At 67.5% G+C, this 22,591-nt stretch carries 25 protein-coding genes; 9 read left to right on the forward strand and 16 right to left on the reverse strand.

Features of this window, described 5'->3' with window-relative positions:
* The first annotated feature begins 3 nt into the window (after positions 1-3).
* From K7711_RS33365 to K7711_RS33375, 3 genes are read left to right on the forward strand one after another with little or no spacing between them, the layout of a single operon-like run.
* The gene (locus K7711_RS33365; protein ID WP_222974435.1) at positions 4-435 is read left to right on the forward strand and encodes a hypothetical protein; all 432 of its coding nucleotides are present in this window, start codon (positions 4-6) and stop codon (positions 433-435) included.
* Entirely contained in the window at positions 432-1,037 is a 606-nt protein-coding gene (locus K7711_RS33370) for a sialidase/neuraminidase family protein (protein ID WP_222974436.1), read from the forward strand. The genes K7711_RS33365 and K7711_RS33370 overlap by 4 nt, the downstream gene beginning before the upstream one ends.
* Positions 1,038-1,049: 12 nt before the next feature.
* A complete protein-coding gene (locus K7711_RS33375; RefSeq protein ID WP_222974438.1) occupies positions 1,050-1,283 on the forward strand; it encodes a hypothetical protein in 234 nt (77 codons plus the stop codon).
* 184 nt (positions 1,284-1,467) lie between these two features.
* On the opposite strand, the gene K7711_RS33380 is transcribed toward K7711_RS33375, so the two are convergent.
* The gene (locus K7711_RS33380) at positions 1,468-2,682 is read right to left on the reverse strand and encodes an SDR family oxidoreductase (RefSeq protein WP_222974439.1); all 1,215 of its coding nucleotides are present in this window, start codon (positions 2,680-2,682) and stop codon (positions 1,468-1,470) included.
* Positions 2,683-3,003: 321 nt separating this feature from the next.
* Positions 3,004-3,378, reverse strand: coding sequence for an ArsR/SmtB family transcription factor (locus tag K7711_RS33385; protein WP_222974441.1), 375 nt, complete (start codon positions 3,376-3,378; stop codon positions 3,004-3,006).
* 197 nt (positions 3,379-3,575) lie between these two features.
* On the opposite strand from K7711_RS33385, the gene K7711_RS33390 reads away from it, so the two are divergent.
* The 4 genes from K7711_RS33390 (at position 3,576) to K7711_RS33405 (ending at position 6,955) form a co-directional block, all read left to right on the forward strand.
* Positions 3,576-4,982, forward strand: coding sequence for an MFS transporter (locus K7711_RS33390; protein WP_308015064.1), 1,407 nt, complete (start codon positions 3,576-3,578; stop codon positions 4,980-4,982).
* Between the two features lie 314 nt (positions 4,983-5,296).
* Entirely contained in the window at positions 5,297-5,590 is a 294-nt protein-coding gene (locus K7711_RS33395) for a hypothetical protein (RefSeq protein WP_222974445.1), read from the forward strand.
* Positions 5,591-5,923: 333 nt separating this feature from the next.
* Positions 5,924-6,154: a DUF6400 family protein gene (locus K7711_RS33400; RefSeq protein WP_372460214.1), complete on the forward strand. Its 231-nt coding sequence runs from the start codon at positions 5,924-5,926 to the stop codon at positions 6,152-6,154.
* Positions 6,155-6,277: 123 nt separating this feature from the next.
* The gene (locus K7711_RS33405; protein ID WP_222974447.1) at positions 6,278-6,955 is read left to right on the forward strand and encodes a class I SAM-dependent methyltransferase; all 678 of its coding nucleotides are present in this window, start codon (positions 6,278-6,280) and stop codon (positions 6,953-6,955) included.
* A 678-nt stretch (positions 6,956-7,633) separates the two neighbouring features.
* On the opposite strand, the gene K7711_RS33410 is transcribed toward K7711_RS33405, so the two are convergent.
* The 7 genes from K7711_RS33410 to K7711_RS33440 form a co-directional block, all read right to left on the reverse strand.
* Positions 7,634-7,960: a hypothetical protein gene (locus tag K7711_RS33410; protein ID WP_222974449.1), complete on the reverse strand. Its 327-nt coding sequence runs from the start codon at positions 7,958-7,960 to the stop codon at positions 7,634-7,636.
* 180 nt (positions 7,961-8,140) lie between these two features.
* On the reverse strand, positions 8,141-9,211 hold the full coding sequence (locus K7711_RS33415) for a zinc-dependent alcohol dehydrogenase (protein WP_308015065.1): 1,071 nt from the start codon (positions 9,209-9,211) through the stop codon (positions 8,141-8,143).
* A 59-nt stretch (positions 9,212-9,270) separates the two neighbouring features.
* A complete protein-coding gene (locus K7711_RS33420) occupies positions 9,271-10,491 on the reverse strand; it encodes an MFS transporter (RefSeq protein WP_222974451.1) in 1,221 nt (406 codons plus the stop codon).
* A gap of 208 nt (positions 10,492-10,699) precedes the next feature.
* The gene (locus tag K7711_RS33425; protein WP_222974453.1) at positions 10,700-11,584 is read right to left on the reverse strand and encodes a hydroxyquinol 1,2-dioxygenase; all 885 of its coding nucleotides are present in this window, start codon (positions 11,582-11,584) and stop codon (positions 10,700-10,702) included.
* Complete coding sequence (locus K7711_RS33430; RefSeq protein ID WP_222974455.1) at positions 11,581-12,651, reverse strand: maleylacetate reductase; 1,071 nt, start codon at positions 12,649-12,651, stop codon at positions 11,581-11,583. Before K7711_RS33430 ends, K7711_RS33425 begins: the two co-directional genes overlap by 4 nt.
* Positions 12,648-13,052, reverse strand: coding sequence for a nuclear transport factor 2 family protein (locus K7711_RS33435; protein WP_222974457.1), 405 nt, complete (start codon positions 13,050-13,052; stop codon positions 12,648-12,650). Before K7711_RS33435 ends, K7711_RS33430 begins: the two co-directional genes overlap by 4 nt.
* Entirely contained in the window at positions 13,049-13,939 is an 891-nt protein-coding gene (locus K7711_RS33440; RefSeq protein ID WP_222974459.1) for an NAD(P)-dependent oxidoreductase, read from the reverse strand. The genes K7711_RS33435 and K7711_RS33440 overlap by 4 nt, the downstream gene beginning before the upstream one ends.
* A gap of 401 nt (positions 13,940-14,340) precedes the next feature.
* Here K7711_RS33440 and K7711_RS33445 point away from each other — a divergent pair, with 401 nt between their 5' ends.
* Together K7711_RS33445 and K7711_RS33450 are read left to right on the forward strand one after the other, a co-directional pair.
* Positions 14,341-15,105 (forward strand): helix-turn-helix domain-containing protein, encoded by a 765-nt coding sequence (locus K7711_RS33445; RefSeq protein ID WP_222974617.1) that lies wholly within the window; start codon positions 14,341-14,343, stop codon positions 15,103-15,105.
* Positions 15,102-15,893, forward strand: coding sequence for a hypothetical protein (locus K7711_RS33450; protein ID WP_222974461.1), 792 nt, complete (start codon positions 15,102-15,104; stop codon positions 15,891-15,893). The genes K7711_RS33445 and K7711_RS33450 overlap by 4 nt, the downstream gene beginning before the upstream one ends.
* Positions 15,894-15,977: 84 nt before the next feature.
* Here the strand turns inward: K7711_RS33450 and K7711_RS33455 are convergent, their stop codons facing one another.
* From K7711_RS33455 to K7711_RS33485, 7 genes are read right to left on the reverse strand one after another with little or no spacing between them, the layout of a single operon-like run.
* Entirely contained in the window at positions 15,978-16,919 is a 942-nt protein-coding gene (locus K7711_RS33455) for an ABC transporter substrate-binding protein (RefSeq protein WP_222974462.1), read from the reverse strand.
* Between the two features lie 33 nt (positions 16,920-16,952).
* Entirely contained in the window at positions 16,953-17,660 is a 708-nt protein-coding gene (locus K7711_RS33460) for a class II aldolase/adducin family protein (protein ID WP_222974463.1), read from the reverse strand.
* 8 nt (positions 17,661-17,668) lie between these two features.
* Positions 17,669-18,838 carry an LLM class flavin-dependent oxidoreductase gene (locus K7711_RS33465; RefSeq protein ID WP_222974464.1) on the reverse strand — a complete coding sequence of 390 codons (1,170 nt, stop codon included), beginning with the start codon at positions 18,836-18,838 and terminating at the stop codon, positions 17,669-17,671.
* Positions 18,835-19,965 (reverse strand): LLM class flavin-dependent oxidoreductase, encoded by a 1,131-nt coding sequence (locus tag K7711_RS33470; RefSeq protein ID WP_222974465.1) that lies wholly within the window; start codon positions 19,963-19,965, stop codon positions 18,835-18,837. Before K7711_RS33470 ends, K7711_RS33465 begins: the two co-directional genes overlap by 4 nt.
* Complete coding sequence (locus K7711_RS33475) at positions 19,962-20,987, reverse strand: ABC transporter substrate-binding protein (RefSeq protein WP_222974466.1); 1,026 nt, start codon at positions 20,985-20,987, stop codon at positions 19,962-19,964. The genes K7711_RS33470 and K7711_RS33475 overlap by 4 nt, the downstream gene beginning before the upstream one ends.
* 15 nt (positions 20,988-21,002) lie before the next feature.
* Positions 21,003-21,779, reverse strand: coding sequence for an ABC transporter ATP-binding protein (locus K7711_RS33480; protein ID WP_222974467.1), 777 nt, complete (start codon positions 21,777-21,779; stop codon positions 21,003-21,005).
* On the reverse strand, positions 21,752-22,591 hold the full coding sequence (locus K7711_RS33485) for an ABC transporter permease (RefSeq protein WP_222974468.1): 840 nt from the start codon (positions 22,589-22,591) through the stop codon (positions 21,752-21,754). The genes K7711_RS33480 and K7711_RS33485 overlap by 28 nt, the downstream gene beginning before the upstream one ends.

Genomic DNA, 22,591 nt, shown 5'->3' on the forward strand with positions numbered 1-22,591 from the left:
GCAATGGCCATCGCTGCCGCAACCGTTGCCCCACAAGCGTGGCCCGCACCGGCAGACGTCGGTACGCATACGATCCAGGAGGTCGACGTCACCGGCATGCCGGACCTGAAGAACGGCCAGCCCACGGTCGCAGTGAATCCGACCGACCCGAACAACCTGGTGTTCACGGCGACGATCTTCCCGAAAGCACCAGAACTGGAGCCGGTGGGTGAGTGCTTCGTGGCGTATTCCGTCGATGCGGGCCGAAGCTGGTCACAGGTCCGATGGCCGATGGGCGATCGGCCGAAATGCGGCGAGCCGACCGTCGCCACGGACGCGAAGGGCGCGTTCTACATCCTGAACAATCAGTTGAGCAGCGGCGCGGCAGGCAATCTGGGAACAAGGTGGCGGTGTCCGCATCACACGACGGTGGCCGGACTTGGTCTGGACCGGTGATCACGCCCCTGGCGCTCAGCGGTGCGCCGAAGCTGCGCGTCGACACGGCGACCGGCAAGGTGTACGCCGTCGGCGGGGCACGGTGGGAGTACCCCGGTGCCGTGTCGGTCAGTGCCGACCGCGGAGCGAGATGGAGTGCGCCGCAGACGATTCCGGGGCCTCAACCGTGCACGACGATCATCCCCTTCCTGGCGCCGTCGTGCGGCTACCCGGGGCGTGAGTTCGCCGTACACGACGGAATCCTGGTGTCCGCCTCCGAAGTCGGCGCACCGACGGTCGTGCTGCACGTCAGCCGGGACGACGGGCGCCACTGGGAGAATCTGCCCGTCACCGACAGTCACCACGCCCCGGTCGCGGCGGGCACCGGCCCGCTGGTACCGACGCCACAACTGGGCGCGGCAGCCGACCCTGTGCCCTGGGTATCGGCAGACCCGACACGGACCGGCACATTCGCGGTGATGGTGCCACGAGACGCGTCGCTCGAGGTGTACACGACCGGCGACGCCGGCCACAGCTGGTCGGGCCCGGCAGTGATCGCCGCGCCGGACGCCCAGCGCCCGTGGATGGACTACGGACCGAACGGCGATCTCGGGGTGATGTAGCGGACGAACGCGGTGGACGTCTACTCCACCGTGTCGTTCGATCACGGACATTCATTCCCCGCCCCGATACGGGTCAATCGAGACACCGAACCCCGCGGAAACTCCGGCCCGCCCGGTGATCGCTGGTCCGGAATTACGCTCACCGGCACCGACGCCTACGTCTCCTGGGCCGATGCCCGCACCGGCGAACTCGACGCGATCCTCGCCCGAGTACCGCTGGACATGTACCGGCACACCGCCCACTGATCCTCCCTGACCACCTGCTCGTGGCGCATTGCCGAAACTGCTGCACCACCTGCAGGTTCATGGCCGACGTTCCTGTACCGACGACTTCCGTTCAGCGGAAAGTACATTCGCCCCGAGTCGAGACCGGTATGGCCTCCCGGGTCGGACGGGGAGGCGGCGGTTGCCGGCGAACGGAACTTTCGGGTCAGGCGCTCGCCCCGGCAACCGCGACGGGCGACGGCAGGAAACCGACATCGACGAGGTACTCGATATGGCGGTCGATGAGTTCGGCGCTCATCGGTGCACACCTGATCGAGGTACCGGCCAGAGCCTGCACGGTATTGCTGTCGTCGAAACACACCACGCCGTCCGAACCTTGCACCGGGATGGCCGCGGCGCGGGCGAGCCCCTGATCGGTGGCGGCCGCACCGGTCAGCCGCGCGGCCAGGTCTGCCAGAGGCGCCGTGGTCAGCGGGAAACCGTTGGCGCGCAACCTATCCCACACGAGAGTCAGCGGGGCGGTGGAGTGATTCGTAAAGTGATAGGTCCGTCCCGTGCCGCCATGGGTGGCCAGGTGGACGATCGCGGCCGCCACGTAATCCGCTGGAACCAGGGAGAATTCGGCGGACTCCACCGCTACCGCACCGAGCATCACCGCCGCGCGCACCAATGTCCAGAAGGCGTCGTCGGTGCTCACCGCTCCGGTCGCCACACCGCCACAGACGCGGTCGGGGCGATGAACGGCCACCGGCAGTCCCCGCTCACCCGCCTGCGCGATCAACTCCTCCCCAGCCCATTTGCTCAGCAGATAACCATTGCCGTGCACTTCGGCCGGTCCTGGGCGGGCCGATTCGAGAACCGGACCGGCCGGCGGTCGTGCGCAGGACGCGGCAACCGACAGCGTCGACACGAAGTGGACCGGAATCGCCCCGCCGGCCGCGAGTTCGAGCACGTGCCGAGTCCCCTGCACGTTCGCGGCGCGCAGCCGGGAGTAGGGCTCGACGTGGTTGACTCTGGCGGCGTTGTGCACGATGACGTCCGACCTGCACAACGCACGGTATTCCCTTGCGAGAAGACCGAATCCCGGCTCCGACACATCACCGGCGAACGGCATGATCCGCGTGGCGTGCTGCGGATCCCACAGCTGGTACCTGTGCAACGCGGACACGATCCGATCGAATGCCTCGGCATGACCCCGTGCCCGGACCAGGCAGAAGACCTTCGCGTCCGTGCGAGTGAGGAACTCGTGCAGCAGATAGGCGCCGAGGAACCCGGTCCCGCCGGTCAGCAGGACCCGTTGCGGCGGGGTGTGCACCGACCCGGTGGGTGATCGGATCGAGATCGACCGGCCCAACTGCGCATCTGCAGTCAGACCAGGTGGAAGCGGCGAGACGTTCTGCCGACCGTACTCTCCAGGCATGAGTCCTCCCGGATTCTTGTTGCTACGGCCTTCGACCGCTCAGTTCGCGAATAGAACCTTATTCAGTAATTTGGAGGATGGTATCCCGGTTTATCCCAGACCGCACGGTATCGACCGGTCACCTTCGCGCGCTCACCCCGGTCACCTTTCCGCTGGTCAGATGGTTTTCAGAAGGCGACGCCCACATTGACGACCGCACAGCGCCGCCCGCGTCACAATTACGCCAGCGTCCATGTTGGCCAGATCACTGCCCAGGAGCGGAGGGTCGACGCGCTGCGCTCGCAACGCATTCCACTACGGCAAGTGAGCCGGTGGCCGTAGTCAGTCGTGGCTGGGCTCGCCGGTGACGACGTGGTCGGCATGATTGAGACCTTCGCGCACGAGGCGGGTCAGGTGACCGTCGCGGATGCGGTAGATCACCCGCCGGCCTTCTCTCTGGGTCTCGACCAGGCCGGTGAAGCGGAGTTTGGCCAGGTGTTGGCTCACCGCGGTGCGCGAGACTCCACACGCTTCGGTAAGGGTGGTGACATCGGCTGCCGTGTCGGCGAGAATCGCCAGAATGTGCAGTCTGGTCGGGTCGGCGAGCATGCGGAAGGTGTTCGTCGCGACGTCGAGACGCTGCTGATCCGGGGCGACGTGGTGAGCCAGGCTGGGCCGCGGCAGTTCTACCGCGTCGGCGCTGGTCGTATCTCCCATGATGCTCACCGCTTTCTGGGGTTTCCCTTCGCGACCACGCACGGACGATCGGGTTGCCGGGACACGGAAGGGCTTTGTAGTAGCGAGTGTAGTAAGCGGCCAGGCACTCCATTACGAAGTGTCGCGCCCGCGAACGGCGGTTGCCCCACCCCACGGTAATCCTTCATGTGCGCACTCATGCACGTATGCTCGTGGTTGTGCCCCCGCCGCAACCCTCGCGCCCCGCTTCGGCGGCTGCTCTGTTCTCCCACCGGGACTACCGGCACCTGTTCGGTGCGCAGTTGGTGGCATTGTTCGGCAACGGGCTGACCACCGTCGCGCTCGGGCTGCTGGCCTATCAGCTGGCCGGACCGCGCGCGGGTGCGGTGCTGGGTACGGCATTGACCGTCAAGATGGTCGCCTACGTGCTCATCGCGCCGCTGGCCGGTGCATGGGCGGATCGAGTGCCTCGTCGGCCGGCATTGGTGAGTCTGGATCTGGTGCGGGCCTCGGTCGTGCTGGCGCTGCCGTTCGTCGGCCAGGTGTGGCAGGTCTACGTGCTGATCGCGGTCTTGCAATCGGCGTCGGCGGCGTTCACGCCGACCTTCCAGGCAGTGCTGCCGGACATCCTGCCCGACGAACGCGACTACACCCGGGCGCTGTCGTACTCCCAACTCGCATCGAGCATGGAAACGCTGCTGAGCCCATTGCTGGCCGCGGTCCTGGTCGGGGTTGCGTCCTTCCACTGGTTGTTCACCGGCACAGCCGCCGGATTCCTGCTCTCCGCGTCCCTGGTGGTCTCGAGCCGAATCCCCGACGCCACCCGTCGCATTGCCGACACCGCCGTCCTCGACCGGATCCTGGCGGGAGTGCGGATCTTCACCGCCACCCCGCGCCTGCGCGGGCTGATGGGCCTGAATGTCGTCGTGGCGGCGGTCGGATCGATCGTCATGGTCAACACCGTCAATCTGGTCCAGCAGACCCTCCGCCGCTCCGAATCCGACGTCGCCTGGTTGCTGGCCGCCAACGGGCTCGGCGTGATCCTCGTCGCGCTCTCGGTTCCCCGACTGCTCGAACACATCGGTGAGCGCACTCTCATGCTCCTCGGCGCCGCAGTGCTGCTCGCCGCGATCGCCGGCGCGCTCATCGTGTCGACCGTGACAGGCGACGACTGGCGCTACCCGATCCTGTTCCCGATCTGGGCAACCATCGGCGCAGGTACCGGACTGGTGCTGACTCCCACCGGGCGGGTGCTGCGCCGCTCGAGTAGCGACGAGGACCGCCCCGCCCTGTTCGCCGCACAGTTCTCCCTGTCCCACGCCTGCTGGCTGCTGGTCTACCCGACCACCGGATGGCTCGCCACCACCCACGGATTCACCACCACCTGGACCGTGCTCGCCGTCGTGGCCGCGCTCGGCGCGTCCGTCGGGCTGGCCTGCTGGCCGCGCCGGGACAACGAACCACTCGTCCATATCCACGAGCCCGGCACCGACCCGAACCACCTCGCCGACGCGCGTGCGCTGCCCGACGGCGGTCTAGTCCACGCTCACCGGATCGTCATCGACGCCGACCACCGCTACTGGCCGCGGCTCGACATACTCACCGGTGCCGCGACGAAGTCCTGAACGCAGCCGCCGTTCAATCTCGATGTGCCCGAATCGTTCTCGTCGACGACCCCGGATCGAGTGTTCGTCGTCAAGGGCGGGTGCATCACCATCGACCTTCGGGCGTGCGCCGAAATATCATCCGAATTTGATCATGGAATTCACATCTGGAATGAAGATCAAACTGTGCCATAGAGGCACAACATGCCGTTAGCTAAATATTAACGGTGATCATCACCACATAACAATCAGTGGATTTATAGATATCGCATTCATAACCTGTCTGGTAAGCGCCGTGATGGCGTCGTTATCCAACAGTGAAGGAAGCTACATACATGATCCGTCGCAAGGCCCTTGCCGTTACAGCCACCACCGTCTCCGCCGCCGCCCTGTTCTTCGGCCCGGTCGCCGTGGCCTCCGCCGCCGGCGCTCCCTCCGCGGCAGGTTCCGGTTCCGCCGCCCTGGCCTCGGGATCGTCCGATAGCGGCTCGTCCTCGGGTTCGGCCGGCTCGTCCACCGGTTCCGCCACGCTCGACTCCGGCAGCTCGGCCCTCGACGAGGGCACGTCCACCATCAAGAACATCATCGATTCGATCACCGGCGTCAGGGACCTGTCCCACCCCAAGTGATCTTGCCTCGGCGGATCGTCGCTACGTCAATCCCCGTCGGTGTCGGAATTGTTTCTTACCGATGAGATTGCATGACGAGCGCATGCTATTGCAGTCAATTTGCCAGAATCAACCGCTCATTCTCGATTTCGAGTTCTCCCGAAGTGGCCGGAGTCTGGTGAGTCCTTTTGCCTGCCAACGAAATATCTCTCCGCGCGGCACAGTGTCGTGCCCGCACAGCCACGAATGTGACCGACCGCAACCCGAAGACGTGATGCGGATCATTGCCCGGTCTGTCGTGGTTGGGCAGCGTTGCCCATTCGATCTCGGATAGAACCTGGTTGGAGATGCCTGATGGCCGACCACGATTTTGCTTACGACCTCACGCTCGACGAGGCGCGACGACGCAGCGCGGTCCTCGAGGCGCTGGGGGACGACTGGGATCCGGTCGCGGTGCTCGCCGAGGAAGAGCGCGCGTACGACATGCTGTACTCGAATCTCGACGACGAGCAGCAGCGGATCTATGACGAACTCGTCGAGGCCGGGATCCTGCCGGATCGCTCGGCGCGCCCAGTCACCGACTGAATCCACTGCCGCGTCGGGCGCAGTGCCCGATCGTATGCCCTGGCCCCGGTAGTTCTCGCGAGCGAGCCGTAGCCGCTCGTACGGCACTCACCGCAGAGTGTCTGCCGACGTATCATCGAAGCTATGAGCGGCACCGCACCGGCGGCGGCCACACGGGGCTCGGACCTGTGGGCGCGGGTGTTCGCGACACTGTACGACCCCCTCCTGTGGTGGGGTGAGCAGGCGGGCATGGGAGCCCGTCGACGCCAGGTGCTCGGCCCCGCAAGAGGACGGACCGTCGAGCTCGGCAGCGGTACCGGTCTCAACCTGCCGAACTACCCCGACGACGTCGAAGAGCTCATTCTCACCGAACCCGAGCCCGCCATGCGTACGCGGCTGGAACGGCGACTGCGCACCACCCGACGAAAAGCGAAGGTGCTCGACGCGTCGGCGGACCAGCTGCCGTTCACCGAAGAATCCGTCGACACGGTCGTCTCCACGCTCGTGCTGTGCACTGTCGACAGACCCGACGCGGTGTTGCGTGAAGTCGAGCGCGTGCTGCGCCCCGGCGGCAGTCTGCTGTTCCTCGAACACATCCGCTCGAAGTCACCGCGGCTTGCCCGGTGGCAGGACCGCCTCGAAGTCCCCTGGCGCCGATTCGCGCAGGGCTGCCGCTGCAACCGCGCCACCCTCGAGCTGATCCGGGCCTCGGGACTGGAGGTCGACGAGGTTCAGGAAGCGACCTGGCAGGGAATGCCGGTCCCCATCGTCCGACCGCTGGTCATCGGTACGGCAACCAAACCCGGCGGCCGACACGCTTGACCGTCGACCGTGTTGCCCGGCGTAGGCCACACCCCCGGGTCGTGACCGCCGGCCATCGATACACGACACTGCCGCGGATCGAGCCGGCACCGGAACCGACCGCAGGCTGCGGCCGCCAGCTGTCTCGTTGTCGAGAAAACAGCGCCACAGTGCTGATCAGCTGTCAGGACACGGTTCATCCAGCGACGGCGTTGTGGTGGCAGAGGTCTTCGGTGTCGGTCTCGACGATCTTCGACACCATCTCACCCCGCCGTTACACCGGGTTCGAATGCGAGGTGTCGAGAGTCATGAAGTGCTGACGGCCCTGCGGTGGTCGTGAGCCGTTGTCGGGGTGCCGAATTGATCGGCAACCCAGTCGGCGATGTAGTCGACCGTGGGTGAGATGTTGTCCGCGGAGCAGTGCTCGACTCCCCGTCCGCGAGTTCCATGATCTTCAGCTTCCGGTCCGGTGAATTGACCGCGGCGTCGATTTGCTTGTGCGCCATGGCCACAGGGACCTGGCGATCGTTCGAACCGTGCACCACCAGGAACGGGACCGTGATCTTCGCGCTGGCGTCGGCCATCGTCATCGAATTGGCGAAGTGGGCGAACTCGTCCACCGAGTCGTTGCCGAACACCCACAGCACGTGCTCCCAGAAGTGCGGCACCGACGGTTCGGCGGTTCCGGCGACCTGGCGTTCACGGCGGGTGCGCTGCAGTGCGGTACGCGAGCTTCCACGGGGCGAACGACCGGCTCTGCATCCGCTCAGCGGTGAGATAGTAGATCGACGCGCGGCGATACCTCGGTGCGGCCGAAAGCTCGTGGCCCGCAGCGACGTCCGCATCGGCCTGTGCGCGCACCCGATCCGCGATCGCGCACAGGTTCGCGAACAGCTTCTCCGAATCCGGTTCGGCGCCGACCAGCGGCCGGCACGCCTCGTCGATCTCGCCGATCGCGGCGCCCTGCGCGAGTGCCAGGTTGATCGACAGGTTCCAGACGTAGTTTCCCGGGAAGATTTCGAACATTGTTCAGCTCCTTACAGATTCGGTTCGGTCAGTGTCGGGTCGGGAGGTGGATCGGCGTCGCCCCGTGGACCTCCCTGTACTCGGCTTGGGGGTCGATCGTCTCCACGGTCCCGATCGTCAGCCCGACCACGGTGACGAGGTTGCCGTCGACAATTCCTGCGCTGCCGCGGAAGTCGGCGGTCAATGGGCTCGCGCGCTGGGATCAATGAGGATCTTGCCTTCCACTCGACCGGCGGCGAGGCGGTCCAGGCAGGCGCCGAGACGGTCGAGTGCCACTGGCGTCTCGGCGAATTCGCGCCCGATCGCGCTGTCGGTCAGGATGTCCAGTGCTGCGGGCAGGTCGGTGTCACAGACGTGGGCCAAAGTCGTGTCGAGGGTGATCTCGCGGAAGATCATCGAGTGAAAGTCCAGCGCGGGTTGCTCTTTCGGGATGCCGACCGCCAGTATGCGGCCGCCGTCGGCGACCATCGCCACTGCTTCGGCGAGTTGCCCGGGTGCCCCGCTGGCTTCGATGACGACCTCGGGTGCGCGTCCACCGAGCAGGTCTCGGACATCGGCGGCGATCGTCGCCGACGATTTCAGCGTGCGATCGGCCCCGAGTCGCATCGCGCGGGCGAGCCGACCCTCCGCGATATCCAGGACGGTGATGTCGAATCCGCCGATGCACTCGAGGCCCGCGATGACGAAGGAGCCGATTGCCCCGGCGCCGATCACGACGACATCGTCGCCGTCGCGGGCCGCGGCTCGTCGCGCTGCGTGGATGCCGACCGCGAGCGGTTGCGCGAGGGCAGCGTGGTCTACCGACAGCCCTTTCGGCAACCGGCGCAACGTCATCGAGGGGACGGCCGCGAATTCGGCCATGCCGCCGTCGAGGTTGAGTCCCAGGGTTTTGTAGTGCGCGCATTGGTTGGTGCGGCCCTCGCGGCATCGGCGGCAGGTCCCGCACCAGACTCCGGCGCCGCTGGCGACCAGATCGCCCGCGATGAGGTCCGAATCGGCGTCGGCCTCGACGATCTCACCGACGAACTCGTGGCCGGGGATGATCGGGCCGAGATGCCGACTGTGCGGGTGGCGACGCTCGACGGGATACGTTTTCGGTCCGGCGGTCCATTCGGACGCGTCGGTCCCGCAGATTCCCGACCGCAGCACGCGAACGAGCGCTTCACCGTGGCCGGGCGCCGGGACGGGCACTTCTTCGAGCCGGATGTCGTGTGCGCCGTAGTACACCGCAGCTGTCATGGTCTGTGGCACAGGGGATTTCCTTCGATCATTGGGCCGGTCCGGTGCATTCGATCGGCGCACGGCCGGGCTCACGCGGTGGCCGGTGCGTCGTCTCGCGGCTCGGCGAGAATCGAGCCGGCGTCATCGCTGTTGCGAGGCAGAGCCACGGCCACCAGGGCGGCGAGGCCGAAGAAGGCCGCGCACACGATGAGCCCGCCGCTGAATCCGATGGCGGTGGCGAGATCGGCGAGTGCGAACGGCGCCAATGCCGACACCCCGCGTCCCACGTTGAAACAGAATCCGGCGCCGGTGGTGCGGGTCCGGGTCGGGAACAGTTCGGCGAGGTAGGAGCCGAACAGCCCGAAGAAAGCGGTGAAGGCGCCGAACAACGGCCCCATCCACAGCAGGCCGAGATGATCCGTGGTGACCGCGTAGATCGGGAGTGTGACGCCGACCCCGAGCAGGGTGATGATGATGGTCCGGTGGCGGCCGATGTGGTCGGCGAGATATCCGAAGATGTTGTAGCCCAGGAACATTCCCAGGTTCAGGATCGTCACGAACAGCGCCACCGTACTCGACGGCAGATGCCGCTCACCGGCAAGATAGGTGGGCAGCCACGTCGTGGCGCCCCAGTAGCCGGTCAGCGCCAACGCGGCCATGAGCGTCCCGAGCAGTGTCCGGCGACGTAGCGGTCCACTCATGATGTCGCGTACCGAGACGACACCGGTTGCGCTGTCGGCTTTCTGGACCGACCAGCCGGCCGACTCGCGGAAACAGGCCGCCACCACGACGACCGGAAGCACGACTGCGGCGCCGGTCACCAGGAACATCAGGCGCCAGTCCGGCAGGAACAGGCCCGAGACGGCCGCGGCGATGGCGCCACCGGCCGGAAAGGCGCTGATCACGAAAGCTGCTGCGCGGCCCCTGGTGTGCGGGGGCCAGGTCTCGACCACATACGCCGACACCACGCTCCACACCGCGCCGAGTCCGACACCGGCGAGGAACCGCAGTAGCAGGAACACCGCGAAGTCGGGTGTCGCCGCGGTCGCGGCGGTGAAGGCGCCGAAGGTGAGCAGCGCTGCGATGAGCGCTTTCTTGCGCCCGTAGTTGTCGGCCACGTATCCGCCCAGCACGCTGCTGACGCCGATGCCGATCAAGGTGGCGGTGGCCAGTAGCCCGCCCTGCGTGGCCGACAGGCCCATGTCCTTACAGATGGTGGGCAGCGCCAGGGACAGCAGGACTATCTCGAGCGCGTCGAACAGGTAGGCCAGGAAACACCCGCCGAGCACGATCCAACGAGTACGGCGCATCGTCGCACCTCCAATGTGAGCTGCTGCGGCGAATGCCTGTGCAGCAAAGAATATTTCGTATTCGGGGAACGTCGGTTCCCCCGCGAGATCAGGTCGGCGGGCCAGTCGCGGTTCCGCGTTGGGAACTTGATGAAAAGGTCAGCCGCACTGCGTGATTCGGACCGCGATCGGGCCCGTGCGTGTTCGATCGAAGAATTGCGGAGCCGGGTTACCGGTCGCGGTCGGAGGCGAGGACCAGATCGAAAGTGATGCTGTGCCAGCCACCTTGGGGATGTGCGCCGTCCGGGGCGGGACCGGCCTCCTGGTGGACGGCGTTCACCACGAGGTTCTCCTTCACACCGAAGACCGCATCGGAGCCCAGGTAGGGGTCGCCTGCCAGGAAGATGTGCGTGATCAAGGTACGGAATCCGGGTGCGGTCACCATGAAGTGCAGGTGAGCGGGCCGCATCGGACCACGGGCCGTAGCGTTCAGCAGGTCGCCGACCGGACCGTCGTGCGGGATCGGGTACGGCGCGGGCAGCACCGACCAGAATCTGTATTCGCCGTCCGCACCGGAGCGCAGCCATCCGCGACCGGCCGACCGGCCGTCGGGATACTGCACGTCGTAGAAGCCGTCCTCGTCGGCCTCCCAGACCTCGACGCGCGCGCCCTCGATCGATGCGCCGGTAACCGACCGGACCCGGCCCGACACGTAACAGGGCGCGCCGGACGCGCCGCGTGCGATATCGCCGCCGAGCGGCACCTCCGGGGCCGTGTCGACGAAGAAGGGGCCGAATACGGTCGATTCGGTGGCGCCGGGCTCCGCGGGCTCATTGAGGACGACCGTCAGCATCGACAGGCCCAGCACATCGGACAGCAGAATGAACTCCTGGCGATGCTCGTCGGTGATATGGCCGGCGCGGGTGAGGAATTGGATTGCCAGCTCCCATTCGCGTTCGCTGAGCCGGACGTCCGTGGCGAACGCGTGCAGATGCCGGACGAGGCTGTGCATCACCTCGCGCAGCCGTGGATCGGGTGTCGCGTCGAAGCTGGCCAGCACCTCCTCGGTCACCGCCTGTGCCCGTCCGGGGACGCGGGTGTGGTCAGTTGTCATGGTGTCGGCCTCGTCGGGTCGGTTCCGGCCCACGCGGCGTGCAGGATCGCGCGCACACCGGCCGCGGTTACGGGGGTGGGATTGTCGGCGGGGGCGATCGCGCGGATGTCGTCGGTGACGGCGACGATGTCCGCTTCGCTGACGCCCAGCGCGCGCAGACCCGCTGGGACGCCGAGCTTTTCGCCCAGTTCCCGCAGCCCTGCGATCGGGTCGGACTGTCCGAGCGCGGCGCTGATCCGATCCGCGGCCGCCGGTGCGTTCGGAGCGTTGTACGCCAGCACGTACGGCAGGACGATCGCGTGCGTCCGGGCGTGCGGCAGATCGAATGCGCCACCGAGAACGTGGCAGATCTTGTGATGCAGACCCGAACCCGCCACCGCGAACGCCGATCCGGCCAGATACGCGCCCAGCAGCAGATCGGTGCGGGCGGCGATGTCCGCCGGTGTGTCGGATATCGGCGCCAATCCGGCCACGAGGTGCCGGATGCCTTCCGCGGCAACGGCACTGGAGATCGGGTTGCGCCGGGGCGCCCAGAACGCTTCGACGCAGTGCGCCATGGCATTCAGGCCGCTGGCGACCGATAGTTCCGCCGGTAACGACACGGTCAGTTCCGGGTCGTAGAGCACCGTGCGCGGCAGCACCCGCGGGTCGGTGCCGGTGGTCTTGCGGCCGTGGTCGGTCAGTCCCCATACCGGCGTGACTTCCGAACCCGCGTAGGTCGTCGGCACGGCGATGATCGGCAAATTCGTCGTCAGTGCAACGGCTTTCGCTGTTCCCGTCGTCGATCCCCCGCCTACCGACAGCACCAGATCCGCGTCGGCCGCCGCCGCGCGAGCCTGCTCGGCCACCTCGACCGGAACGTGCGGGCGCACACCGGAGAACGTCGCGGTGACCCGATCTGCGAACGAAGCGCACAGCCGATCCACGAGTTCTCGTTCGGAGCCGGAGGCGATGAGCAGAATTCGCCGGGCTCCGAGCAGATCGACCTCGTGGAGCAACCCGGTTCGCGCGACACCAGCGCCGAAGACCACTCGGCCGGGCAGCGCGTCGTAGCTGAACGCCGTCATCGGTCGCTCTCCGGAATGACCGTGGGCTGGTAGGCGAGCAGCAGCCAGCCATCGCCCTCGCGCACCCATACCGCCAGCGCCCGGTTGGCCAGCTGCTTGCGTACTCCACCGGCGGTCAGATCGGCGTGCATCTCCCCGACCACGACGGCGGTGTCACCGCTGACGACGATGCGGCTCACCGGGTGATCGATCCGGTGGTAGAGGTAGTGGCCGGACCGGAGTTTCCCGACGTAACTGTCGAGAGTGTCGATCTCGGCGTTGGAGTGGGTGTAGACGAGATCCGGATGCGCGAGTTCGATGAACCGATCGATGTCGCGTGCGATCACAGCCGCGTAGCGTTCGTCCTCGAGCGTGCGGATCCTCGACTCGACCTCAGCGGTGGTGAGGGTGTCGTCGGTCATCGGTGTGCTCCCGTCGGTTGGTCGTTGCGAAGTGTCGGGCGTGGTGGCACGTCGTTGCGTCGACGCAGCACAGTGAGAACCTCGGCCATGTCGGCCTGCGCGAGTCCGCCCCTCATGGCGTCCTCGAGCACGGTGAACGCGGCTTCGGATCCGGGTAGGTCGAGTTCGTGCCGGTGAGCCAGATCCAGGGCCAGGCCCAGATCCTTGCGGATCAGCGCCACCGTCGCGGCGACAGCGGTGCCCTCCGGCGCCAGATACGCCTGTTGCTTGTAGCCGACGTACGGCGCCCCGGCCGCGCTGTTGCGCAGGATCTCGTAGAAGACCCCGGGGTCCAGCCCGCCCGCCTCGGCCAGGCAGAGTCCTTCCGCGACAGCCTGACTCAGCCCGGCCAGGACCGCGTTCACCGCCAGCTTCGCCGTCGAGCCCGAGCCGACCGGACCGGCGTGGAACTGCACCGCGGTCATCGCGGCCAGGACCGGGCGAATCCGCTCGAACTGTTCGGCGGACGAGCCGACCATCGTTGTGATGGAGGCGGTTTCGGCCATCGACACACTGCCCGACACCGGCGCGTCGACGAGCTCCGTGGAGGATCGATCCGCGAGCTCGCGGACGGCGTCCGGGCCGACGGTACCCATCACGATGTGTACGTGACCGGGGGCCACCGCGCGCAGGCCGTCCACGACCAGGGCGTGTGTGGACGGACCATCGGGCAGCATGCTGATCGACAGCGGTGCCACGGCGAGATCCTCGGCCGAGTCGACGGGCGTGATTTCCGCAGGAGCGCACTCGGTCACCGGGTCGTACGCGAGAACGGTGTGCCCCGCCCGCACGAGGTGGGTGGCCATCGGACACCCCATCCGTCCCAGCCCCGCGAACCCGATCAGCACGACTCTCCCCCACCGGCGCCCGACCAGCGCACCCTACTCGGGCGCCGAGGGCGACGAGCCGGGTTCGTGGCCGGCGGACGCAGGCACGTCGAGCGTGGTCGTGGAATTGAGGATGACATCGGGTCTCCTTCGTCATCGATGACGGAACAGGCAGGGGCAGCGGAATCGCCGGATATGTTCAGTATGATGGAACACTGTCGGCGAGGATGTCAACAGATGCGGAACAGTCAACGGAAGGGCGGGAAGCTGTTCCCTGTTCCCGGACGTGGTCTTTTACCGCTTCACCGAGTGTTTCGACGCTGGGAATGCCCGGGAGAAGCTGACAGGACTGGTCGCACGACAACTACAACGCACGGTAGTGTTCACTGAGAGTTGACGAATATGGAGAGAGGGGTGTGCTGATGCACGAAGAGATCGGGCCTGCCTTGCGGCAGGCGCGCCTGGACAGGAACCTGAGCCTGCGCGGCCTGGCCGCGGAGGCGGGGATCTCGGCGAGTCAACTCTCCCAGATCGAGACCGGCAAGTCCCAGCCCTCGGTGAGCACGTTGTACGCGCTGGTCGCCCACTTGGAAGTCTCACTCGACGAATTGCTGGGCATCGGGAAAGCTCGTGCCGGAAACGTGAAATCGACTGCGACAGGGCCGGTATCACCCGTGCGGAGCGAATCTCCGGGCGTAGTTCAGCGCGCGGCGGACAACCCTGTCCTAGAGATGGCCAACGGGGTCCGCTGGGAACGGCTGGCCCTGGACCCGGGCACCGACGCCGACGCGCTGCTGGTGACCTACGAACCGGGCGCGGCCAGCTCGGTCGATCGAATGTTGATGCGCCACCAGGGAACCGAGTACGCCTACCTGCTGTCCGGTGAATTGACCCTGCTGCTCGACTTCGAGCAATATTCGATCGCCGCCGGGGACTCGCTGTGTTTCGACTCCACCAGGCCGCACCTCTACGTCAACCAGGGAACCGAACCCGCGCGCGGAGTGTGGTTCGTGTCCGGTCGCCACAACCTGGCCCACACCCGCGACTGGGTCGCGTCCCAGCTCGGTGCCACCGACACCGAATCCGCGCCCCGCTCGAGCAATGCCGTCGACGCACTGGACCTGCTCGGAACTCCCGGCCCGGCCCGCGCGCACCCGATCGAACGAGAACAGCAGGAGCAACCGTGACCGACTCCCTCGAGATCCGTGCGACCGCGGACGGTCGGACGCTCCCACGCGAGCAGGTGCGCGCATGGGAATCACGCCGGGCCACAACGGTTCTCGGAAAACTCACCGCACGTCTGGGGCGTCTCGGGATGCGCGAACTCATGCCGGATCGCACGGTGGACGAACTGCGCGCCGCTCGGCTCGACGACCAGCGCTCGGCGCTCACGACACTGAAGACCCGTCTGGGCCACGCCGGAATCTACGCCCTGTTCAAGCGTGAACTGGCCTTCTCCGAACGCACCTCCCGCATCGCGGTCGCCGCGAGCAGAGGACGGACCAAGCACGCCGTCATGCGGCTCGAGGTCCCCGACTATTCCGCCGAACGATTCGCCACCTGGTTCGACGATCTCACCGCCACCAACGCCGAAACCGACATGATCGATGCCTGCCCGGACCACTACCTCCTGCGCGGCCTGCCCGACGGACGTCAAGAAGTCGTCGAAACAACCGGCGGAAGCCCGGCCGCATCCCGGTTCATCGTCGACTACACCGCGACCGACAGCCTGACCATCCCGATCGCCACCGGCTACCCCATCCAGATCGCCGGACACGCCTGCCTCGATGACGGGTTGATCATCGGCGGTGTCCGCCACCAGTTCCGCAGCCGCGACGGCGCCCTCGACGCACTACTGACAGTGCAATTCCCGGGCACCGTGCCCGCACGGTTCATTCGCGAGCATCAGTGGCATCTCGCAGTGGAATTCAGCAATTGGATCATTGCGGCGGCACCGATCGCGGCCACACGCTAGGGCACCGGCCCGCATCGCCTCCGCCTGGCCGTCCCAGCCCGTGGACCGAGGAGCACTGCGGGGTGGGACGCCGAACTCGCGCGATCAGCTCGCGGTGGCCGCCTGGACGACGAAGTCACCGATCGAGGGTTCCACCGCGTCCCGAACTCGAATTGTCCTGGGTAGCAGCTTGTTCACCGCGAGGAGGTCGGCGGCGTGCTGCTGTTCGTCGAGGAATTCCTCGGTCACCGGGCCGATCCCGAATGGGCGGCCGCGCAACGCGGCGTCCCAGGCGTCCAGGTCGGCGGCGCCGCCGCGGGCGACGATGTCGTCGACGAAGTACTGAGCCGCGGCGCGCGGATTCTGCACGATCCAGGCGTCGGACTCCTGCAGTGCGGTGATGATGGCTTCCAGTGCGGGGCGGTTGTTCTCGGCGAACTCGCGGCGGGTGAACCACAGGGAGGGGTGGCTGAACACGGACTCGGTGTCGATGAGGGTGTGCAGCGTGGTGGCCGCCTCGACTGCGGTCAGCCCCGGATAGGCGCCGACCCAGGCGTCCAGGGAGCCGTCGAGCAACAGCGCCCCGCCGTCGTGGACATCGGTGTCGACCGGGTCGATATCGGCCCAGCCCAGCCCAGCCTTCTCCAGCGCGAACAGCAGAAGGGTGGTCTGCCAGGATCCGTGCGCGATGCCGACCCGCTTGCCCTTCAGGTCGGCCACCGACTCGATTCCGTTGCCCGCCTTGGTAACCAGACGCCCGTTCTCGACGCGAGGTCCGGAGATGCCGACGTACACGATGTCGCGATCGTTCCCGAGTGCGGTGATCGGCGGAGTGAAGCCGGTGCCGATGAAGTCGTAGCCGCCCTCGGCGAACAGGTGGTCCGAATGTACCGACGGCAGTGCGGATTTCACGTCGGCACGGCCGGGCTGGGGCAGGGCGCGCAGGTCCACCCATTCCACGTCGGGCAGTGCGCGTTCCAGGATGCCGCGGTGGCGCAGGACGAACAGGGAGTTGTTGTGCGGGAAGTAGCCGACACGAACGGTCACGGGTGCTCCTGGGGAAGTTGTGCGGGGAAGATGTCAGATCAGGCCGCGGCGGCGGGCCTCGTCGGCCAGCCCGGTGCGACCCCACTGCACGGCAAGATTGGATTCGTCGAATTCGACCGAGCCGCCGAGAGTTTCGGCGATCGCCTGGTATTGGGCGCCCTCTTCCAGCAGCACCACCAGTTTCGCCAGCTCCAGGAGCCCGGCACGCCCGATGACGTTCGCGCCGCCGTTCGCCTCGAAGATGGCGATCAGGTCGGGATCCCGGGTCAGCCGGTCCAGCACGAACGCACCGGCGCCGACGCTGCGGTCGATGTGCGGCGGGATCTCCCGCGACAGGGTCAGACGCTGGACGGCCGCGTAGCGGATCGGGAAGGTGCGGTGGGTCTGCGCCCAGCCACCCAGCCAGGGACTGTGTACGTGCACCACGGAGGTGATGTCGGGATGAGCACGGAACACCGGCCCGTAGCCGGTGACGAAACCCGCGGAGCCGTTGCCGGACAACACTTCTCCCTCGAACGTCGCCACCACGGGCCGCACGGTGCGATCGTCCGCCCAGGGGCCGGGTTCGTTCAGTGCGACGGCGAGGTCCTCACCGGGCACCCGTTCGACGAAGTTGACGGTTCCGTTACCGGTCACGGTGCCGGTGTCGCGCAGCACCCGGAACGCCTTCTCGGCATCGCGGGTGGCGGCGGCGACGAAGTCGGTCACGGTGTCGGTGAGCCGAATCTCGGTGCTGGTCATGAATTCTCCTAGTGGGCGTGGGTGAGCACGGACGCATCGGCCGGTGTGGTCAGGCGGGAGCGGCCGAGCAGCGGCAGCACTTCCTCCCCCACGCGGTATGCCTCTTCCAGGTGCGGGTTACCGGCGAGGATGAAGGCGTCGACGCCGAGGTCGATCAGTTCGTCCAGACGCTGCGCGACCTGTTCGTAGCTGCCGACCAGACCGAAGGCAGGACCGCCGCGAATCAGGCTGAAGCCGCACCAGACGTTGGGCTGAACTTCGAGATCCCGGTAGCCGGTGATGGTTTCGGGCACCCAGCCTTTGATGCGGCCCGCACCCACCGAATCGCCCTGCGCCGCGCGGTTGGCCGCATCCCGGTCGACGAAGGCCCAGCCCTTGCGGATCTCGTCCCAGGCCGCCTCCTCGGTGTGCCGGGCCAGGATGTCGATGCGGACCGCGAATTTCGGTGTGCGACCGATCCTCTCGGCGTGGGCGCGCACGCCGTCGAATTTGGCGCGCAGGTCGCCGAACGGCTCGAGCCAGGACAGGTAGTAGTCGGCATGCCGGCCGGCGGCCTGTACCGCGGCGCCGGAGGATCCGGAAAAGTACACCTCTGGGAATGCCTGACCGGCCAGGCCCGGCGGCAGCGCGGCGCTCTCGGTGCGGAAGAACCGGCCGTCGTGCGTGTAGGGATCGCCATCCCACACTCCGCGCAGCACGTCGAGGAATTCACTGGTGCGGGCATAGCGATCGTCGTGGGAAACCTTGTCGCCCCACCACAATTGGGCAGGTCCGCCACCGCCGCTGATGATGTTGTAGACGAGTCGGCCGCCCGTGGCACGCTGTAGGCTCGCCGACATTCGCGCGGCCTGGACCGGGTGCAGAAAGCCAGGCTGGAAGGCGACCATGAACCGGTAGGTGGTGGTCTCGCGAGCCAGTGCGGCGGCGAAGGCCCACGGGTCCTCGGTGACCGGGAACGAGGGCAGCAATCCGCCCAGGAATCCGGCAGACTCGCTGGCCCTGGCGACGGCAGCGACGTGGTCGATGTAGCTGTAGCCGTCCAGTTCTCCGCCACGGATGGCCGGCGCGATATTGCCGGGGCCGTATCCGGCGGCGTTGCCGCGGTTGTAGCGGCGCGGGGTGCGCAACGAGGCATGGTCGCCTTCCATGCCGATGCGCCAGTAGATGTCGATGGTCATACCGCGGCCTCCTGCAGCGTGCGTGCGGCCGGATCGGCGAGGAACAGCAAGTGCTCACCGGCGCGGTGCACCTCTTCGATGTGCGGGTGTCCGGTCAGCACGACGGTGTCGAAACCGGCTGCGGCATATGCCCGAAGCTGCCGGGCCACCTGCTCGTAACTGCCGACCAGGCCGATGGTCTGGGGATGGCCGAGCGCCGCGAATCCGGTCCAGCGCCCGTCCCCCAGGCTCAGTGAGCGCGCACCGGGACCATCCGGACACACCTCGCGCCATTGCCTTTCCGCGCGCGCCCAGGCTTCGTCCTCGGTTTCGCGAGCGATGATCGGTAGTTCGAGCCCGGCGCGCACCGTGCGGCCGGTCTCGGCGGTGCGGGCTCGCAGCGCCGCCAGGGCTCGCACCGGACCGTCCGGTGTTTCGGTGAACAGGTGCACATCGCCGTGCCGAGCCGAAAGATCCAGTGCGGCAGCCGAAGTACCGGTCAGATGGACTTCGGGGAATGGCAGACCGGACAGCACGCCACGGAAACCGCCGTCGATCACGTCGAAGTACTCCCCCGCGAACTCGACCCCGGTGCCCCGGAATCCGGCCCCCGGCACGGGTTCGGAGTTCCAGACCCCGCGTGCGACGGTGAGGAATTCGGCGGCCCTGGTGTAGCGATCGTCCCCGGTCACGCGGTCACCACGGCTGCGGCCGTCCTCGGGGTCGGTCTCCACCGCCAGCCGCCAGCCCAGCCGCCCGCCCGACAATCGCTGCAGCGTCGCCGACATCTTGGCCGCGTACACGGGAGTGCCGAAGGCGGGCTGGAATTCGACGACCACCTGGGTGTGGCGGGTCGCGCGCAAGGCTCCCCCGGCCACGATCCAGGATTCCTCACCGAGTGGATCGTAGGCAGCGAGCACACCGTCGAGTCCGGCCAGTTCGGCGGCGTCGATCACCTGATGCAGATCGTCGAAGGGGCCGAAGCGGCCGGGCCGCACATCGGTGGGCTCGCGATCGGCCGGGCGCGGGCCACCGATACCCGTCGCCGGAGTCGGTGCCGGATCCGAGAAGCCGCCGCGGTGCCGCAGTTCGGGGCGGGCGCGCCGACCGTCGCCGCGGCTCGGCAGCCGCCACAGGAATTCGGTCATGCCGCTACCCGCCCCGCAGCGAGGAGTTCGCGGGCCCGTGCCAGCGGCTCCGGGGCGACCCAGGATTCGAGGTCGAAGTCGGCGGTCAGGAACCCGTGGGTGTACAGGAACTGTTTCTGCACACCCAGGAGTTCCACCCGATCCTCGTCCAGTGTCGGGTGCAGACCGCGATGGAACTCCGCGCCGTACGCTGCCTCGACACCTTCTGGGCCGGAGAGGGTTTCGCGTTGCAGCACGCTGCGCACACCGTCGAGGTTGTCGGCGGCCCAGTCGGCGGCACGCAAGCTCTGTGCCAGGAAGCCGATCACCACCTCGGGAGCGGAATCGAGCAGATCCTGGTGCACGGTGATCGGCCGCGGGGTGCCGTTGTTCACGCGCAGCCGCCTCGTCTCGGTGGCATCGAGATCCACGGCCACCCGCAAGCCGTGCTGTACGGCGACCTCCTGGGCGCGGGCGCCCTTGACGTAGATGGCGTCCACCTCACCGCGCACGAGTTCCTCCGCACCCCAGGTCACGCGACGAGCACGCTGTTGAATCTCGGTGCGCACCTGCGGATCTCGTTCGACACCCAGCTCGACGACGGTGACGTCGGCGAGGCCGAGCCCGCCCAGGCGCAGGGCGCTGGTGAACCCGTGCAGCGCCATGGCCCGCGGGAAACTGCGTGCCTGATCCTGCGCCCACGCCGGAATGCCGATCCGCAGTCCGGCCAGCTCGGCGGGTGTGCGCACCGGCGAATCCGGGCCGACCAGAATCGCCTGGGCCTCGTCGATCCAGGTCAGGCCGATCAGCCGGGTCGGTGAGCCCTGCGCCCTGGCGGCGATCGCGGGCACGTTTCCGCCCTCGCGGATCAGTCCGGACAGGCCGTGGTCGAAGTGGGATCCGGCCAGCTCCGGCCCGGCGTCCTGGAGAACTCCGAACTGTAAGCCGTTGCGCTGGGCGGTGTCGCCCAGCCACCCGAGGCTGTGCGCCAGGCCGCTGGCCGTGGGCACCGGGCACCGGGTGTACCAGAGTGTGTCGGTCATGAAATGCTCCTGAGATCAAGGGGTTCGGTGGCTGTCGGTGACGCGTCCGACGCCGAGTTCGGCGAGCAGACTCGCCCGATAGCGCAGGGCGCCGGGGTCCGTGCGGTCCCGGGGGTGCGCGAGATCGATATCGATGTCGACGGCGAAGCGGCCGCGGTCCAGGACGAGTACGCGGTCGGCGAGCCGGACCGCCTCGTCCACGTCGTGCGTGACCATGAGGACGGCGGGGCGATGCCGGGCCACGAGGTCGCCGACCAGATCCTGCATCTGCAATCGGGTCAGCGCGTCCAGGGCGGCGAACGGCTCGTCCAGCAGCAACAGTTCGGGTTCCCGGACCAGGGCGCGGGCCAGCGCCGCACGCTGTGCCTCACCGCCGGACAGGGTGGCCGGCCACTGGCGCGCCTTCCCGTCGAGACCGACCTCGGCCAGCGCGCGCAGGCCCGCTTCGCGGGTCGACTTCGCCCGGCGCTGCCCGACGACCACGTTGGCCAGCACCCGCTTGGAGGGAATGAGCCGGGGCTCCTGGTAGACGGTGGTGCGGACGGCCGGTACCAGCACCTGCCCCGCATCCGGCGCTTCCAGCCCGGTGAGCAGACGCAGCAGGGTGGTCTTGCCGGTGCCGCTGGGACCGAGCAGCACGACGAATTCGCCCCGGCGGACGGTCAGATCCACATCATCGAGAACGACCTTGTCGCCGAACGCTTTTCGTAACCCTTCGATGCGCACGGCCGCCGGTGCGACGGTCCGCGATTCGTCCACGACGGTCACCGGATCGCCACCTGTCCGCGCCACGGCATGGTGAAGCGTTCGATCAGCCGCACGACGCCGTCGAAGATCAGGCCCAGCGCCGCGTAGAGCACGACGCACAGGACCATGTAGTCGGTGCGGTTGTATTCCTGCGCGAGGGTGACCAGGTATCCGACGCCCTTGCTGGTGCCGACCTGCTCGGCGGCGATCAGGCCTGTGATGCTGATGGACAGGCACACTCGCAGCGCCATGAGCACGCCCGGCAACGCCGAGGGCAGGATCACCTCGAGTACCAGCCGCGGACCGGTCAGGCCGAATCCGCGCGCCGCCTCCACCACCTTGCGGTCCACATTGCGCACCCCGAGGTAGGTGTAGGCGTACATCGGCGCGATCGTGGCGACCGCGATGAGCAGCACCTTGTACAGCTCGTCGATACCGAACCACGCGATGAACAGCGGCACCAGCGCCAGGAACGGGACCGCACGCACGATCTGCATCGTGGAATCGACCAATTCCTCACCGAGACTGGATAATCCGGCCGCGAGACCGAGTAGCAGACCCGCGCTCACCCCCAGCAGCACGCCGAAGGCCGCGCGCGTGAACGAGGCGAGCGCGAAGTCGACGAGCTGACCGCTGCGCAGCAGTTCGGTGAACGCCGACCAGACCTTGGGCGGCCCGGCCAGCACCTGCGGCGACAGTGCGCCGGTCGCCGAACCGATCCACCAGCCGGCCACGATCAGTACTGGCAGCAGAATGCGCAGCGGCAGCGAAAGCCATGCGGGCCTGCGCTTCTCGACTCTGCTGCGTGGTGGTGCGAGCGAACCTGCCGATCCGGCACGAACGACGGCGACGGTCAT

The organism is Nocardia coffeae, assembly GCF_019890715.1.
Taxonomy (GTDB): domain Bacteria; phylum Actinomycetota; class Actinomycetes; order Mycobacteriales; family Mycobacteriaceae; genus Nocardia; species Nocardia jiangxiensis.